The sequence below is a fragment of the Pseudoalteromonas prydzensis genome (genome assembly GCF_011050055.1).
Taxonomy (GTDB): domain Bacteria; phylum Pseudomonadota; class Gammaproteobacteria; order Enterobacterales; family Alteromonadaceae; genus Pseudoalteromonas; species Pseudoalteromonas prydzensis_A.
The window spans coordinates 1-17,249 of the sequence record NZ_DRGM01000185.1; the positions used below are offsets into that span (position 1 = coordinate 1).

A 17,249-nucleotide genomic window follows, 5' to 3' on the forward strand; every position below is an offset into this window, starting at 1 on the left:
CTGGCTCCATTAACACTGACAAACCCTTTATACAGCACATACTTTTGCCATTTAGTTGGTAGGCTTAGTTGTATTTTACAATTACCGTCTGTGTGAATAATATTTTTGACCTGTGCGACGCAGTGAATATGACCAGAGACAATATGCCCACCTAGCTCAGTACCAAATGTCATCGAGCGCTCAAAGTTAACGGTGCTGCTAGGGATAAGCTTGCCTAAATTAGTCAATTGTAATGTTTCATCAATGACATCAAAATATACCTCAGCTAAAGCTTGCTCGGTTGTATGCTGAATTTTAACAACCGTTAAACAGCAACCATTTATGGCAATACTGGCACCTAACTCTAATTTAGCAATGTATTGTGGTGCGACTGCAAGCACTAAACGCATCACACTGTGTTGATAATTATTTGAAATCACCGTTGCTTGTGTTTGCACAATTCCTGTAAACATAACTTAAACTGCCTTCTAAAACATGGATGTATTTTTACGCTTTAGTCTAACCGATCTTACTCATTAAAACTGTAATGAATAGCTTTAACTCAGCGCTATAATTTTTTATTCTACGCTTTATCGATTACAATAGCGGCCTCTTCAGTTTACGTAGCAAGTGATATGACTTTTTGTAGTTGGGAAGCCAAACGGCTAGTTTCTCTGGCAATTCCCGTTTTTTTAGCACAAGTAACTCTCGTTTTAATGTCAGTGGTTGACACCATCATGGCCGGGCAAGTCAGTCCGACCGATTTAGCAGCACTGTCAATTGCAACAGGTGTTTGGAATCCAGCAATGCTTGCTCTGCAAGGTATCTTATTGGCCCTGACCGGCATTATCGCGCAATTTTCTGGCGCTAACGATAAAACCGGCATCAGTCATTATTTTCAACAAGGCTTGTATCTTGCGGGCGTATTAAGTGTGTTCGGCTTATCCATCGCCTACTTTGCCGACGTTATTATTTTAAAGCTTGATACCAGTCCTGCTATTGCCAATATGGCCTATGACTACATTCACTTTGTAAAGTGGGGGATCATTGGCTTTTTAGTGTTCAGTGTATATCGCAATATCACTGAAGGCATGGGGATGACCAAGCCGGCTTTTTATATCAGCTTAATTGGCTTAGCGGTCAATATCCCTGCAAATTACATATTTATTTATGGCAAGCTAGGTATGCCAGCACTAGGCGGTGCGGGCTGTGGGATTGCCACGGCTTTGGTTTTCAGCGCAATGGCTATTGCGCAAGTCATTTACTGCCAATTGAGTAAAAAAGTAGATGCCAAAACCCTGTTGGCCAACTTTAAAGCGCCGCAACTCAATACTATGTGGACCATTACTAAAATCGGCATTCCTATTTCTCTAGCGACTTTTTTTGAAGTCACTTTATTTGCCTGTATCCCATTATTTATTGCGCATTTAGGTGCCGTTGCAGTGGCCGGCCATCAGATTGCTGCCAGTGTTACAACCTTACTGTTTATGATGCCATTGAGCTTATCTATTGCGATCAGTATTCGGATTGGTAATTTATACGGCCAGCATCATTTTGAGCAATTAAAAAAAGCAATTTCAACAAGTTATATTCTTGCTATGATCATTGCGGCACTACTTGCGGCTATCACCTTCTTTGGTCGTGATATCATCAGCCAACTTTATACCGATGATGCTCAAGTCATCGCACTGGCAACATCCATTATGATCTTAGCGTGTATTTATCAACTCCCTGACGCTCTACAAGTAGCCGCCAACGGTATTTTAAGGGGTTTAAAACATACCGCTCCCATATCCTATATTACCTTTATATCTTACTGGTTAATTGGTTTTTCATTGGGGTTTGTTTTAGCACGTACCGATTGGATTGTGCCAGCGATGGGGCCGCATGGCTTTTGGGTTGGCATTATTGTTGGCTTAAGTGTCGCCGCTATTTTATTAATGCTTACTGTTGCAAATAGATTCAAACATGAGCCACTTAAAAACGCTTAAAAAACCCAACAGGCAAGGTAACCAAATCAAACGATTTGGTTACCTTTATAGTTTATTAACGTGTTTACTGTTAAGTGCCTGTAGCGATAAAGCAACGGATATTAATAAGCAGTATCAACAGCGACTCGCCACTGCACTAGACAAACCGCTGCCTGATACAGCAATACTCACTAATCTTAAACTATCAACTATTCGCAATACTGATGAGCCAGCAACGGCGCAGCAGTTAAGCATAGTGCAGCTCGCGCAACTATCTCATTGCAAGCTCAATACCCTTATTGCTGAGCATAATAGTCAACTGGGAAAAGTTGCCACTGCAGCCGGTCAACTAACTTATCAAATCCAGTTTATTCAACTGGCCCCCAGCTGCTTAGATAAATTAAGCCCTGAATCAAAAAGCTATCACGCAATAAAGCGGGAACTAGCCAACAAAAAACAGCAGCTATTAAAGCAGTTCAACCACTTACTTTATAATGATCCAGAGTTAAAACGTACTTGGCAACTCACCAGCTATGCACTTGATACAAACTTAGCTGGCCTTGTAGAAACAGAGCTTGCCCTGCAAAACTTGCTGACGTTAAAGCAGCAAATAATACAACAGCAATACGCACAAATAGACAGCCAAGCACTCTACCCGCTGCTATCGGTGCTACGCCAGTTTAACTTTAATCAAGCTTTGGTGAGCGCCGTGCGGCAACAAACATACTTTAATCACAGTACCAGTCGCTATTTAGCAAGCATTGAGCTCAATGAACTATGTAACCCACTAAAAAATAAACGCCAAGCGCAAATCGTCAGTAACGTCTTTAAAAAGTATTACTTAGCACAATTACAACCCTATCAAGCACAGCTATCAGGCGCTTTAGAGCGATTGATGCCATTATATCAACAGCTTTGGCTCGGCTCGACGACAAATCAGCCTGAGCTTGCCGCACTGCTGCAACATCAGCCCAATAACTTACTCACTGTATTCAAAGATTCAGCAAAAACGCACGTTACTTGGTGGCAAACGTTTTATAAAACGTGTGAAATCAGCCCAATATGAATAAAAAAACGGCAAACAAACCAAAAATGCATAAACGAGCTTGATTCACTCAGGCGCACGCTATATATTAGCGTCCGTTGTTAAGTAATTAACACAACTTAAATTTATGATACGACCGTAGCTCAGTTGGTTAGAGCATTACCTTGACATGGTAGGGGTCGGTGGTTCGAATCCACTCGGTCGTACCAAATTTAAGTAAAAAAATTAAATAAAAGTACCATCGAAGGAAAAAGCACTACCTACTCTTGATCACCCGGTCCAAAGGTCAGTAGTTCGAATCCACTCGGTCGTACCAAATTTAAGTAAAAAATTAAATAAAAGTACCATCGAAGGAAAAAGCACTACCTACTCTTGATCACCCGGTCCAAAGGTCAGTAGTTCTAATCCACTCGGTCGTACCAAATTTAAGCAAAAGTACACACTTCAAAAAAATTGTACGACTGTAGCTCAGTTGGTTAGAGCACTACCTTGACATGGTAGGGGTCGGTGGTTCGAATCCACTCAGTCGTACCAATCCTAGATATAAAACCTAAAGAAAGAACACTACCTACTCTTGATCACCCGGTCCAAAGGTCAGTAGTTCGAATCCACTCGGTCGTACCAAATTTAAGTAAAAGTACACTTCAAAAAAATTGTACGACTGTAGCTCAGTTGGTTAGAGCACTACCTTGACATGGTAGGGGTCGGTGGTTCGAATCCACTCAGTCGTACCAACCCTAAAGAAAAAGCACTACCTATTCTTGATCACCCGGTCCAAAGGTCAGTGGTTCGGATCCACTCGGTCGTACCAATCCTAAATATAAAACCTAAAGAAAAAGCACTACCTACTCTTGATCACCCGGTCCAAAGGTCGGTGGTTCGAATCCACTCAGTCGTACCAATCCTAAATATAAAACCTAAAGAAAAAGCACTACCTACTCTTGATCACCCGGTCCAAAGGTTGGTGGTTCGAACCCACTCTGTCGTACCAATCTTCAGCAATGAAACCTTCAATGAGTAAACTACAGCTCAATTGATCAGAGCACTACCTACTCTTGATCACCCGATGCCATTTTTAGTAATGCAAATCTTCACTCGTAGTTAATTATTACCAGTCGCTTTTATGTTGATGCTGAATTAGATCCAATAAAGCTGCACTGTTAATGTGCTTGCACTGCACCATCGTTAAACATTTAATAAAATTACCAGACTTCATAAAACACAATTACAAATAAAAACAATGAGATAAAAATATGGCAATGATATTGCTTAGCTAGGTATATAAAAATAAAACTGCTTTTGCAGTAATGGCAACGAAGCCCGCACACACTAACCGAACGGTTTACTGTGGCGGGCTTTTTTATTGCCAAAATTTAAACCGTCAGCATGAAGGAAAAAACAAATGCCACAGAAAATTCTCGTTATTGGCAATGGCATGGTGGGGCACCATTTTGTTGAACAAATGCGTGGTAGCGATGAGCATGCGCAGATCACGGTATTGTGTGGTGAAGCAAATCTTGCCTACGATCGGGTCTATTTATCAAGTGTGTTTAATGGTAAAACCGCTGCTGATCTAGCGTTAACGACTCATGAAAACTACCAAAAACTCAATATTACTGTGCATACAAGCCAGTGGGTTGAACATATTGACGCTACGCAAAAGCAGCTCACCACTGCTGATGGCACAATCTATGACTATGATAAATTAGTGTTAGCAACCGGCTCATACCCTTTCGTACCACCCATTAAAGGCAATGATCAATCTCACTGCTTAGTGTATCGCACCCTTGAAGACTTAGAAAAAATAAAAAAGTGTGCGGATGATAGTAAGGTAGGCGTTGTAATTGGTGGTGGTTTGCTGGGCTTAGAAGCGGCTAACGCATTAAAACAACTCGGTTTAAATACCCATGTTGTTGAGTTTGCGCCGCAGTTAATGGCGGTCCAACTTGATCAGCAAGGCGGAAAGCTACTCAGAAATAAAATCGAAAACTTAGGTGTTAGCGTGCACACAGGTAAAGCCACCAGTGAGATAGTTGCTGGTGAGCAGTGTCGTTACCGCTTAAATTTTGCTGATGGTAGCCACTTAGAGACCGATTTAGTGTTGTTCTCAGCAGGTATTCGCCCATACGATACCCTAGGGAATAAAGCGGGGCTTACTTTAGGTGAGCGCGGTGGAATCGTGATCAATAACGCATGCCAAACGTCTAATAAAGATATTTTTGCGATTGGTGAATGTGCATTATGGGATAAAAAATTATTTGGTTTAGTCGCCCCTGGCTACAATATGGCACGGGTTGCAGCAAGTCAGTTGTCAGGTGGCGACCTTCAATTTAACGGCGCCGATATGAGCACCAAGCTTAAGTTATTAGGTGTTGAAGTAGGATCTATTGGCGATGCGCATGGCACGACAGCCAATGCGAAGGAACTGATATATCAAGATCCAATTCGTGATTGCTATAAAAAAATCGTCCTCAACGAAAGCGGTGATAAGTTACTGGGCGCAGTGTTAGTGGGTGACACCAGCGACTATGACACGCTGCTCCAGTACATGCTCAATGATATGGCGCTGCCAGAACATCCTGAATGCCTGATTTTACCAGACAGCGCAGGCGCGCCAACGCTGTCAAGCAGTGCCCTACCCGATACAGCCACTATTTGTTCATGTCATAACGTCTGTAAAAATGACATTATCAGCGCTATCGATAATGGCGCAAACGAACTTGGCGCAGTAAAAACTTGCACTAAAGCCAGCACCGGTTGTGGCGGCTGTACCGCATTACTTAAATCAGTGGTAGATGCTGAACTTGCCGAGCGTGGCGTTGAAGTCAATAACCATCTATGTGAACACTTTGCTTATTCTCGTCAAGAACTATTACACCTTGTTAAAGTTGAAAAAATCAAAACATTCGCTGAGCTGCTTAGCAGTCATGGTGAAGGCCATGGTTGTGAGATATGTAAGCCGGCTGTGGGTTCAATTTTAGCTTCAACATGGAATGACTATATCCTGAGTGAGCAACATGTCAGCCTGCAAGATACCAATGACAACTACTTAGCTAATATGCAAAAAGATGGTTCATATTCCGTGGTACCGCGTATTGCCGGTGGCGAGGTGACCGCTGAGAAGCTGATTGTACTGGGTGAAGTAGCCAAAGAATTTAATCTATATTGTAAAGTGACTGGTGGCCAACGTATCGATTTATTTGGCGCACGTCTTGAGCAACTGCCTGTTATTTGGCAAAAGCTGATAGCCGCAGGGTTTGAAACCGGCCACGCTTATGGCAAATCATTACGTACCGTTAAGTCTTGTGTAGGTAGCACATGGTGTCGTTATGGCGTGCAAGACAGTGTTGCTCAAGCAATTGCTATTGAAGATCGATACAAAGGCTTGCGCTCGCCGCATAAAATAAAAATGGCCGTGTCAGGATGTACCCGTGAATGCGCTGAGGCGCAAAGTAAAGATATCGGCATCATTGCAACCGAAAGTGGTTGGAATCTTTATGTCTGTGGTAATGGTGGCATGCGTCCACGTCACGCAGACTTATTTGCAACCGATCTAGACACAACCACTTTAATCACCTATATCGACCGTATTTTAATGTTTTACGTTAATACCGCAGACAAGCTTCAGCGTACCTCGGTATGGCTTGAGAACCTCGAAGGCGGCTTAGAGTATCTACGCCAAGTCGTGATTGATGACAGCTTAGGAATTTGTGCTGAGCTTGAGCAGCAAATGGCGCATATCACTAGCACCTATGCATGTGAATGGCAGCGCACCATTGCAGATCCAAATGCAGTTAAACGCTTCCGTCAATTTGTGAATAGCCCAGATGCAGATGAAAACATTGTGTTTGTACAAGAGCGAAAGCAAATTCGCCCCGCAACTGAAGCTGAGAAAAGTGCACTTAAATACACGCAGCAACGCCCTATCGCAGTAACAGAAATTACACAGGAGCAAGAAGATGTCTTGGTATAAAATTGGTACATTAAATGATCTAGTTTTACATAGTGGTATCTGCGCACAAGTTAATAATCAACAAGTTGCCGTGTTTTATATTCCTAATGATAAGCAGTCTGTATTTGCTATCAGTAACTTTGACCCAATCGGCAAAGCCAATGTGTTAGCCAGAGGCATTGTTGGCTCACTACAAACGCGCTTAGTCGTTGCTTCACCCTTGTATAAACAGCATTTTTGCCTGACAACCGGTCAATGCTTAGAAGCAGAAACAATTCGGGTACCTGTCTATAAAACCAAAATAGAACACGATCAGGTTTTTATTAGTAGCCAGCCTGTGTTAACGGCCAGTGCAATCAGCTAAAAAGTGAGATAACTATGAGCGTATTTTCATACTTTTCAAGCATCGAGAATAACTGGCTTGATAACATTTTTACTCGATACAGTAGCGGCCAGAATAGCAGAAATAACACCGGGCAAGTGTATTTGATCGGCGCAGGCCCAGGCGACCCTGAACTTATTACCGTCAAAGCACAACGTATATTAAATAGCGCAGATGTGGTTTTATATGATTGGCTGGTGGCCGATGAACTCATTACCTCACTACCAGCCAGCTGTAAGCGCGTATTTGTCGGTAAGCGCGCTGGTAAACACTCAATGACGCAGCCGCAAATTTGCCAACAACTCGTTAAGTTTGCTCAACAAGGTTTAACCGTTGTGCGTTTAAAAGGCGGCGATCCGAGCATTTTTGCACGTATTTGTGAAGAAGCTGAGGCACTACAGCAAGCCGCCATAAAGTTCGCCATTATTCCCGGTGTAACAACCGCATGCGCCACGTCTGCGTATACGGGGATCCCGTTAACCAAACGTCACGTAGCGGCAAGCATCACCTTTATGACGGCTCAATTTAGCGACCCTAAAAAACAACCTGACTGGCAAAAATACCGCTATATGCCTAATGGTGATAATTCCACACTGGTGGTTTATATGGGATTAAATAGATTAGAGCAATTGGTGTCGGGGCTGATTTCGGTTGGTTGGCCAAAAAACACGCCTATCGCGCTGATTGAGCAAGCAACCACCTTAGAGCAGCGCGTTAATACATCAACCTTGGATAAAGCATACAAAATCCCCTCATCTGAGGCGATCCATGGTCCTACACTGATTATTATCGGTGAGGTTATCAATCACACGATGCCAATTAGCCCCGAGTTATTAAATGTCACAGCCTATGGCGTTTAACGCCTATTAAAAACGAATCATACGCGCGCTTGCTCTCAATCTACAGGAGTAAAAATACTGAGCAAGCGCACTTTATAAGCATCGTAGCAGTGCATTGCTTGCACCAAAATACATCATGCTAGCCTGTTTACTCGATTTTGCATAATTCAAAGCCTCACAAGTTATTTTTAAGCTTTTGTTATTAATACATTTTAATTTTAATTTTTATAAATCTATAGTTTATTTTTAACTGGAATGAAGGTTGCAACTGTTAGCATAAATAACAACCCAAAAATAACTATCTATGGCTCACAATAATTCGCTCACTAAAAAATTTCTATTAGCTGCTAAATACGAAGAGATCCATGCGTTAGAACAATTACAAAAAAGTTGTTACAACCTGATTAAACTCGGCCAATTTGTGCATCAACTACAAAAAGAACGAGCGATGAGTAATATTTACCTCGCCTCAAACAGAACGCTTTTTGAACAGCAACTGCAACAACAAATAAAGCACTCTAATGTATTACAACAAGCCTTGTTTGAGTCACTTGCGCAAACCTATTTATGTACCAAACCAGGGGTTGGTAATAGCCGTTTATATAATTTAATAACTATCAGCCTACAATCCCTCGATACACTTTATTCATTACGTGAAAAAGTAGCCAAACAAGCACTCAGTGCGAGTCAAGCTACACAGTCTTTTACGCAAATAATTACCAGCTTATTAAATGTGTTTTTAGAAACCGCGGATGGTGCCAGTGATCCTGTGATCACCCGACTATTAGTTGCTTATTTTAACTTTATGCAAGGCAAAGAGTACGCAGGACAAGAGCGTGCATATGGTGCAATGGCTTTTGCCAGTAATAAGTTTGATACTGAACAAAAAGCATTGTTAAGCCATTTTCAACACAACCAACAAACCAGTTTTGAATTTTTTAGCCAATATGCAGATGAGCAACTCACAGCAAGCTACAAGCTACTGTTACAGGATGAGTCAAACCAAGAAATAGACAAGTTACGCACTATGCTGCAGCAATTAGCGCCAAACAATAACCAAGAAGTGTCGCAGCTCAGTGAAGTTTGGTTTGACGTAGCTACCGCCCGCATCGATGTTATGCATCAAATAGAGCAACAAATTTCTAAGCGTTTAATAGCAGCAGCAAAAGAGCAGATAATTGCAGCGAAACAAAGTTTAGACACCCACCAAGGCACGCTCGCTATACTAACTAAAGACAGCCCAGACTTTAGTATAGCAACCACCGCTACGCTTTTATCTGCTGAGCTAAATGGCTATGCAAACACCAATATTGCCGCCGAAAAACTCGCTGCAAATAAAACCATGTATGATTTGATAGCCGAGCAAAGTCAGCATATAAAACAGATCAATAATGCACTGAGTGAAGCCAGAAAAGTCATCAATGAACAAAAAATCATTAATCAGGCTAAGTTTATATTAATTGAACAGTTAAAATTAACTGAAGCCCAAGCGCATAAAAAATTACAAAAACAAGCCATGGATAACCACATCAGTTTACATAAAGTCGCAGAGCAAATTATTACGCTGGTAGATTAAGTAGAATATTAAGCGCTGCAAACTCGCTATGATGATCGAAGTGGCTTTAAGAAAAAGACCTAGCCGGCAACGCAATAAACGACTTTGTTTAGTGATTTAGAGTTGACCATAAACGGTCAAAAAGAACAATAATGCCTATTGGCTAAAGGCTCATATGTGTTAGCTTTTTACTCACCGACATGAATTTTTAACAAAACCTCACTACCATCTAAGTTTTTAACTAGTAATGGTAATATTTCACCTGTTTCTTTAGCCATTAGTTTTTTAGCTTTATCCGCTGGGCAGCCTGGGATTTTGCAACCATCCAGTTCAATAACCAATTGACCAGCTTTAATTCCAGCTTTTTCTGCAGGGGATCCAGACTGAACGTTATCAATTTTAAACTCGGTTATTTCAGGACTAAAGAATCCATCAACAGACACACCTGCGACAATGCCAATTTTACCTTCGGCGAGAGCAGCAAATGGTAAAAACAAACTAATTAATATTATCTTCCTAATTGAATTCAAACGCCTTACTCCTTTAAAAACCGAAACACAGCATTAGCTGTGCCAAACGCTTGCCATAGTTAAGCAAGCGTTTGGGAACTCCCATAAATGCTTTGTATGCTGTGACTAATGTGATCCTATTTCCAACTCATCACACTATCGTAGCCTTCACAACTCTCGACAGCATCAGATGCATTCGTGATAAAAACTTGTTGCTGCTGCGAAACTGGATAACTTAGATATTCTGAGCATTGGGCGCTTTGACCATTACCTACAACAACTTTCGTTCCTGCCTTCAAGGTACATTTCACCAACTTATCGAGCGGTGACCATTGATAACAAATTTCATAGTCTTCTCTATATTTGGCTGTATTTCCTGACGGGAATTGAAATGACCACCACTGACCAAACTCACTCTGCGGGTTTGTACTGTTCCATGCACGATAGATTGTCACCTCATCTGTACTTTCATAAACAGTACCCTGACATAACTTGCCCTTTAAGGGCTCACCGATTGCCTGAGCAAGAAGCGCGGGGTCTTGAACCTGCTTAAATTGGTTACCTAAATCGCCTGCAATCACAGTGCTACCGATACAAGGTGCTGGGGGTAATTGCCCGGTGTCCTTAGGTACATTCGCACATCCTTGTATCACAACGAGCAACGCACCGATTAAAATCCTTTTCATTTCTTCACCTATATTTAATTAATAGCCGCTACGGCATAACGTTTATTCGATCCAATTTTGGGGGATTATAACCGCCAAAACGGCGTATATTACAGCGTAATATACTTCCACTAAATCATGTTTATGTAAATAACTTATTGCAAATGTTATAAAATAAACTTGTTGTTACATCCCAAAACGATTGGTAATCACGTTATTGGACAAAATAACAACCACGGTATATATAAATTTACGCTGATAGATGACTGCGAACTGTTTTGTTGTGTATGGTTTCAATCCGCTGCCCATTTTTGTTGTGCCTGTACATCAGACGCTTTAAATTCAACCCACTGCGATGATTGGCTAAAATGTTCTTTTTTCCAAAACGTGGCTTGGGTTTTTAAATAATCCATAATAAATTGCGCACCATCAAAGGCACTTTGCCGGTGTTTGCTACTCACGCCCACAAATACAATTTGCTCGCCAAGGGGGAGATAACCAATTCGATGATAAATGCTAATTCTGCCCAGTTGCCAACGGTTTTGAGCTTGCTCGGCAATGCTTAAAAGTAGTTGCTCGGTCATTTGTGGGTAATGCTCAAGCTCAAGTGCCACCACGTTGTCGCCACGACTAAATTCTCTTACTAAGCCTGTAAAAGTAACCACTGCGCCTTGCTGGACGTTACCGATTTGCAGTGCATGATGCAGCACTGCAATATCAAAATCATCATGGCTGATGATAATTTCAATACTCATTAGCCCCCCGTCACAGGTGGGAAAAAGGCCACTTCATCCCCCCCTTTTACAATAGCTTGCTGTTGCGCTATTTGCTGATTAACTGCCGCTATCAGTAAGTCATTATTAAGCGCTGCTTGCCAACTTGGCTGTAAGCTGACTAAGTGTGCTTTTAACTGTTCAATTGAAAGCGGTTGCTTAATAGCTATAGTATAGCTTGCACATTGTAAGCGCTCTTTAAGTTGACCAAAAAACAATAGCCTAACTTGCTCAGCGTCGTTGCCAGTCGCCATGTTGACCTCCTGATTTTTTTATCACCCGAATAGAATGAATTTCCATATCAGGATCAGCGGCTTTGCACATATCAAATAATGTCAGTGCGGCTACTGATACTGCGGTGAGTGCTTCCATTTCAACCCCAGTTTTGCCTGCGAGTTTACATAAACTGGTTATTTTTATAGTGCAGTTTTGCTGATCTAGTTCAAAATCAACCGCCACTTTGGTCAGCGCCAGCGGGTGACACAGCGGTATGAGATCCGCGCATTTCTTTGCCGCTTGAATACCAGCAATACGCGCAACCCCGATCACATCGCCTTTTTTATTCTCATTGGCAACAACCTCTGAAAATGCCAGTTTAGACATCGATATCATCCCTTGTGCCATCGCTTCACGGGCAGTGATTTGTTTTAGTGAAACATCAACCATATTCGCTTGGCCGTGTTCATCAATATGACTTAACATGCTTACCCCCGAGCTTTACAGCGACTGCCAATGCTAATATGTGGCACAAAATTACAGGGCTTAAACGTTGCGCTTAATTGCTGCTCAATAATGCCCGTCCACGCTGTTTTGCACGCTCCTGTGGAACCTGGCATACAAAATATAACGGTGTTATTTGCAAGCCCCGCAAGCGCCCGAGATTGAATCGTCGAGCTGCCAATTTCGCTGTATGAAATATGCCTAAATAGCTCGCCAAAGCCGTCTACGGTTTTATCAAATAACGGCAGCATTGCCTCCGGCGTTGAGTCTCGCTCAGTAAAACCTGTGCCACCAGTCACTAAAATGGCTTGAATAGTTTCATCTGCAATCCATTGTGAGGCAATTGCCCGCATTTGATATACATCATCTTTAACGATTTTTTTATCAAGCAATTGATGCCCTGCATCTTGTAGCGCCTGCACTAAATAATGCCCTGAACTATCGGTATTTTCATTGCGCGTATCACTGACGGTTAGAACCGCGATGTTAACCACGCTGTTATCTGTTGTACTAGTCATGATTTATTACTTCTTTTTTAAATTGATTGATACCGTGCGCTTTACATAATTGGCTGTATTGCACTGGGGTATTAATATTACTAAATGCGTCGGTTTGTGAGCTGGCAAGCGACTCACCGTGGCATGTTTTTATAAACTGTTTAATAGAGCAATTACTATCAATTGCGCTGAGCGTGGCGCGTAAATAATGCTGTGTCACTTGGTTATTGTTAATATAAATGGGCAATGGAAACTGGCTAAAATGCGCTAAATTCATGCTTTTATTGTGTATTTTCTGCTGCTCATAAAAATTCAGTAAACGCGTTAATAACGCGCGATTAAGTAATGGCATATCAATCGCCACGACCAACAAGTCGTTAGCTGTGTGTTTAAGGGCGCTATAAATTCCCCCAAGCGGCCCCCTATTTGGATATATATCAGGCAGATAATCGGCATTTGCATGACATCCGTTACGACTAATTAATACATCACTGAGCCCCACACTGTGCAATAAATCAACACTGCGTTGTTGCAAGGTTTTATCGCCAAACAGCAGCTCGGCCTTATTGGTTTTCATACGTGAAGATTTACCACCAGCGAGCACTAACCCAGTCACAGCCATTGTTCTACCCTCCTAACATCGCTAAATGCTTGGTTGCGCCAGTTAAGCGCTTATCAAGCTCGTGACTAATGGTTTTGTTACTCATTGCGCTGCGGATCAGTTTAATCGTTTGCTCAGCGGCGTGTTCAGTGGTGCCACTATTTAATGCACTGCGTAAGTCGATACCTTGATCAGCAAATAAACACAAATGTAATTTACCCAGTGCCGAGACACGTAAACGATTACAGCTTTGGCAAAAGTCTTTGCTGTAAGGCATGATCAAGCCAATACGACCTTGATAATCGGGATGCCAAAACTCTTGCGCAGGGCCATTTAACTTGCCCTTTACGACTTGTAACCAGCCCGCTGCTAGCAAACTATCTTTAACGCCTTGACCGCTTAAATGGTTTTGTTCAAAAAATTGCGTGCCATTACCGGTTTCCATCAATTCAATAAAGCGCACTGTTACTCTCTGGTGCTTTATCCAAGCAAGGTAATCTTTTAGCTGATTATGATTAAATGCTTTCGCCAATACGGCGTTGACTTTAATGCGCTTAATGCCAATCTGCTGAGCTCGTGCAATGCCGTTTAAAATATGTTGTAGCTTGTCGTGGCCAGTTATTAGTTTAAACATTTTCGGATCTAAGCTATCGATACTGACATTAATGGCATCAAGCCCTGCCGCTTTATATTCATCAACATTGTTTAATAAGTTAAACCCATTGGTTGTCAGCGCCACTTCGCTAATTCCGCTGGTGGCTTTACAACGTTTGATGATCTCAGGCAAATCTTTACGTAGGCATGGCTCGCCGCCCGTTAAGCGAATTTTTTTAGTGCCTAGCTTGGCAAAAGCACTCACTACAGTGGTAATTTCTGCTTGTGTTAAGAACTCACGCGGCGTATCACATTGGTAGCCATTCGGTAGGCAATAGCTACAACTAAAATTACAGACATCGGTGATCGAGAGTCTTAAATAATTAAAGCGACGTCCAAATTTATCTTCAAGCATAAACTGTCCTACTTATTATTTTTATATACATTAGCTGTGGCATAGCAATTACACCGTGATCAGCACATCAATTTGCTGCCCTTTATTAGTCACTGCATGGCGTTTAATAAGCTGACTTAACTCAGTTTTACATGAGCCACAATTAGTCCCGCACTGCAACTGCAAGCCCAGTTCATCAACCCGATGAGCTCCGGCTTTAATCGCCTCGACAATTGGTTTTTCTCTAACTTTAAAGCAGCTACAAATTTGTCGCCCTTGGCTAAACTCTTCGTCAGGTGTGGCCGTTAATAATGACTGCAGTTGTGCATAGTTCAGTGCCGATTGGCTAAACAAGTGATTGATCCACTCAATTGACGTGGTTACTTGCACATCAGTTATCATCGCCACAAACACTAATCGACCATTGGCAATACATTGAATACGTTGCGTAGCGCCTTGATAAAAACCTGACCACTGCCCTTTGATGCCACTGCTTTGTTGGCACCAGTAAAGTGCATCTGGCACAACGTCGTTAAAAGCGAGCTGATATTGGCTGCAATTGCTGGCATTGATTTTTAGCCAATAGTCACTTTGCACCGTTATGTCAGTCTGGCAGTTGCTTTGCTTATTAACGAATACATCCATATATTGGCTAAACTCTACCGGTTGCAGCTTTATGGCCGTAAACTTCGTTTCTGGTTGACCTGAAATAGGATCAGCAATGGACGAATATAATTTGCCAACATTAGCTGATGATGCAAATTGCTGATTCCAATGGATCGGCATAAAGCACTCACCCGCTCTTTGCGAATCGGTAATTTTGGCATTCGCTATCACTTCGCCCACCTTCGACTGCGCTCGCACTAGGTCATCATTGTTGATGCCAAGCCGACTCGCATCTTGTGAATGAAGCTCAATATAAGGGCGGGTAATATGCGTTGAAAGCGTGGCTGATTTGCCCGTGCGCGTCATAGTGTGCCATTGATCGCGGATCCGCCCAGAGTTCATCACTAACGGATATTCAGTTGAGGTAACTTGCTTGGGTAGTTGTGGCGTAATGGCAATAAAACGCGCTTTTTTATTCATTGTGCTGAATTGATTTTGGCTGAACACTTGCCCATGCTGGTAGTTATCGCCTTTAATACACGGCCATTGGATAGGCCTCAAGGCATTATATTCGCGACTGCTCATGCCCGCTAAAGCAGATAAATTAAGCTGCCGTGACCCGTTATTTTCAAAGCTCGTTAAACGTGCCCACTCATCAAAAATTTCACTTGGCTGGGTAAAATCAAAACCACTAAAGCCCATGTTTTTAGCTACTTCACAGAGTATTTGCCAATCGTTTTTTGCGCCAGCGAACGGCGCGACAATTGCTCTTTGGCGAGAAATACGGCGCTCTGAATTGGTCACTGTGCCTTCTTTTTCTCCCCAACCAGTGCTGGGTAGTTTGACATGGGCATAATCAAGGGTGTCGTTACTTGCCACGCAATCCGATACCACCACCAGTTCACAGGCTTTCAGTGCTTCTGCTATCGCATTGGTATTTGGTAGGCTAACCATCGGGTTGGTCGCCATGATCCACACCGCTTTGATTTTGCCAGCGCGGATCGCAGCAAACATATCCAGCGCTTTCGCGCCTGCTTGCGTGGCGATCGTTGGTGATTGCCAAAAGCGCTTTACTAACGATTGATGCTGCTCGTTCTCAATGTCCAAGTGCGCAGCGAGTTGATTTGCCAGCCCGCCTACTTCACGTCCGCCCATGGCATTGGGTTGACCAGTAATAGAAAACGGCCCAGAGCCTATTTTTAATAACTTCCCTGACGCTAAATGGGCATTAATAATCGCATTACATTTATCAACCCCTGACGATGATTGATTAATGCCCATTGAGTAAAAGCTAATTGCTGAGGCGCTATTGGCAAACTCGCTATAAAATTGGCTAACTTCGTGGCAACTTAGTTCACAATAGCTGGCTACCTCATCTATCGTCCACGATTGCGTTGCTGCTAATGCGGCTGCAAAATCATCGGTGTGCTTTGCAATAAAATCATCATCAAGCTGTTGGTTATCCGCTAAGTAACGTAATAAACCGTTATACAGTGCGGCATCTGTGCCTGGCTTTATTTGTAAAAACGTATCGGCCAGCTCTGCGCTATCGGTGCGTCTTGGATCGATAACCACCACTTTCATGGTCGGGTTTATACGCTTAGCTCGGGCGATACGCTGGTATAGCACTGGGTGCGTCCACGCCGCATTAGAGCCGATTAAAATAAGCAGTTCGGTGTGCTCTAAGTCTTCATAATCACAAGGCACTACATCTTCACCAAAAGCGCGTTTATAACCCGCCACCGCAGAAGACATACACAAGCGTGAATTAGTATCAATATTGGCCGAACCAATATAACCTTTCATGAATTTATTGGCGATGTAATAATCTTCGGTTAACAACTGCCCAGAGACATAAAAAGCCACCGCATCCGGGCCGTGCTCGGCAATTATTTTGCTGAATTCACTCGCCACATAATTACTCGCCACAGACCAGCTTACTTGTTTATTGTTAATTTCTGGTGCGCTAAGGCGATTATCATTGCTGATAGTATCTAATAAATGGCTGCCTTTTACGCATAACCGTCCGTAGTTTGCAGGATGTTCAGGCATCCCTTCTAGCTGTGTCGGTTGCTTGCCCGCTAAGGCAACGTCCACGCCGCAGCCCACACCACAATACGCACATGTTGTTTGAATTAAACTCTCTTTTAAAGGGGTCATGGCGCTCT

16 protein-coding genes and 3 tRNA genes are annotated in these 17,249 nt (G+C 42.6%); 9 read left to right on the forward strand and 10 right to left on the reverse strand.

Translation table 11 applies throughout. The features are described 5' to 3' along the window. Positions 1 to 452: riboflavin synthase (locus ENH88_RS18275; RefSeq protein WP_304184445.1), on the reverse strand; the 452-nt coding region annotated here is incomplete at its 3' end. Positions 453 to 614: 162 nt separating this feature from the next. Between ENH88_RS18275 and ENH88_RS18280 the strand changes: the two genes are divergently transcribed. The 9 genes from ENH88_RS18280 to ENH88_RS18320 all read left to right on the forward strand — a co-directional run bounded on the left by ENH88_RS18280 (position 615) and on the right by ENH88_RS18320 (position 9,743). After that, complete coding sequence (locus ENH88_RS18280; RefSeq protein WP_304184447.1) at positions 615 to 1,970, forward strand: MATE family efflux transporter; 1,356 nt, start codon at positions 615 to 617, stop codon at positions 1,968 to 1,970. After that, positions 1,948 to 3,015, forward strand: coding sequence for a DUF3080 family protein (locus ENH88_RS18285; protein ID WP_304184449.1), 1,068 nt, complete (start codon positions 1,948 to 1,950; stop codon positions 3,013 to 3,015). The genes ENH88_RS18280 and ENH88_RS18285 overlap by 23 nt, the downstream gene beginning before the upstream one ends. Positions 3,016 to 3,126: 111 nt before the next feature. Further along, positions 3,127 to 3,203: transfer RNA gene (locus ENH88_RS18290), tRNA-Val, on the forward strand. Between the two features lie 248 nt (positions 3,204 to 3,451). After that, positions 3,452 to 3,528, forward strand: a tRNA-Val gene (locus tag ENH88_RS18295). 123 nt (positions 3,529 to 3,651) lie between these two features. Continuing rightward, positions 3,652 to 3,728: transfer RNA gene (locus ENH88_RS18300), tRNA-Val, on the forward strand. A gap of 668 nt (positions 3,729 to 4,396) precedes the next feature. Then, entirely contained in the window at positions 4,397 to 6,967 is a 2,571-nt protein-coding gene (gene nirB, locus ENH88_RS18305; RefSeq protein ID WP_304184451.1) for a nitrite reductase large subunit NirB, read from the forward strand. Further along, on the forward strand, positions 6,954 to 7,310 hold the full coding sequence (nirD, locus tag ENH88_RS18310) for a nitrite reductase small subunit NirD (RefSeq protein WP_304184453.1): 357 nt from the start codon (positions 6,954 to 6,956) through the stop codon (positions 7,308 to 7,310). Before nirB ends, nirD begins: the two co-directional genes overlap by 14 nt. A gap of 14 nt (positions 7,311 to 7,324) precedes the next feature. Next, positions 7,325 to 8,188 (forward strand): uroporphyrinogen-III C-methyltransferase, encoded by an 864-nt coding sequence (gene cobA / locus ENH88_RS18315; protein ID WP_304184455.1) that lies wholly within the window; start codon positions 7,325 to 7,327, stop codon positions 8,186 to 8,188. Between the two features lie 283 nt (positions 8,189 to 8,471). Further along, positions 8,472 to 9,743 (forward strand): nitrate- and nitrite sensing domain-containing protein, encoded by a 1,272-nt coding sequence (locus ENH88_RS18320; protein ID WP_304184457.1) that lies wholly within the window; start codon positions 8,472 to 8,474, stop codon positions 9,741 to 9,743. A 167-nt stretch (positions 9,744 to 9,910) separates the two neighbouring features. Here ENH88_RS18320 and ENH88_RS18325 read toward each other — a convergent pair whose 3' ends face one another. From ENH88_RS18325 to ENH88_RS18365, 9 genes are all read right to left on the reverse strand, one after another. Next, the gene (locus ENH88_RS18325; protein WP_084448197.1) at positions 9,911 to 10,252 is read right to left on the reverse strand and encodes a PDZ domain-containing protein; all 342 of its coding nucleotides are present in this window, start codon (positions 10,250 to 10,252) and stop codon (positions 9,911 to 9,913) included. A 116-nt stretch (positions 10,253 to 10,368) separates the two neighbouring features. After that, the gene (locus ENH88_RS18330; RefSeq protein WP_304184469.1) at positions 10,369 to 10,917 is read right to left on the reverse strand and encodes a hypothetical protein; all 549 of its coding nucleotides are present in this window, start codon (positions 10,915 to 10,917) and stop codon (positions 10,369 to 10,371) included. 272 nt (positions 10,918 to 11,189) lie between these two features. After that, positions 11,190 to 11,651 carry a molybdopterin synthase catalytic subunit MoaE gene (moaE, locus tag ENH88_RS18335; protein WP_304184471.1) on the reverse strand — a complete coding sequence of 154 codons (462 nt, stop codon included), beginning with the start codon at positions 11,649 to 11,651 and terminating at the stop codon, positions 11,190 to 11,192. Continuing rightward, positions 11,651 to 11,923, reverse strand: coding sequence for a molybdopterin converting factor subunit 1 (gene moaD / locus ENH88_RS18340; protein WP_304184473.1), 273 nt, complete (start codon positions 11,921 to 11,923; stop codon positions 11,651 to 11,653). The genes moaE and moaD overlap by 1 nt, the downstream gene beginning before the upstream one ends. Next, positions 11,901 to 12,371: a cyclic pyranopterin monophosphate synthase MoaC gene (gene moaC / locus ENH88_RS18345; protein ID WP_304184475.1), complete on the reverse strand. Its 471-nt coding sequence runs from the start codon at positions 12,369 to 12,371 to the stop codon at positions 11,901 to 11,903. Before moaC ends, moaD begins: the two co-directional genes overlap by 23 nt. Before the next feature lie 2 nt (positions 12,372 to 12,373). Further along, positions 12,374 to 12,907, reverse strand: a complete 534-nt coding sequence (gene moaB / locus ENH88_RS18350) for a molybdenum cofactor biosynthesis protein B (protein WP_304184477.1) — start codon at positions 12,905 to 12,907, stop codon at positions 12,374 to 12,376. Beyond that, complete coding sequence (mobA, locus tag ENH88_RS18355) at positions 12,900 to 13,508, reverse strand: molybdenum cofactor guanylyltransferase (protein ID WP_304184479.1); 609 nt, start codon at positions 13,506 to 13,508, stop codon at positions 12,900 to 12,902. The genes moaB and mobA overlap by 8 nt, the downstream gene beginning before the upstream one ends. Before the next feature lie 4 nt (positions 13,509 to 13,512). Beyond that, positions 13,513 to 14,496 (reverse strand): GTP 3',8-cyclase MoaA, encoded by a 984-nt coding sequence (moaA, locus tag ENH88_RS18360; RefSeq protein ID WP_304184481.1) that lies wholly within the window; start codon positions 14,494 to 14,496, stop codon positions 13,513 to 13,515. Between the two features lie 48 nt (positions 14,497 to 14,544). Next, a complete protein-coding gene (locus tag ENH88_RS18365) occupies positions 14,545 to 17,241 on the reverse strand; it encodes a nitrate reductase (protein WP_304184482.1) in 2,697 nt (898 codons plus the stop codon). Positions 17,242 to 17,249: the final 8 nt, after the last annotated feature.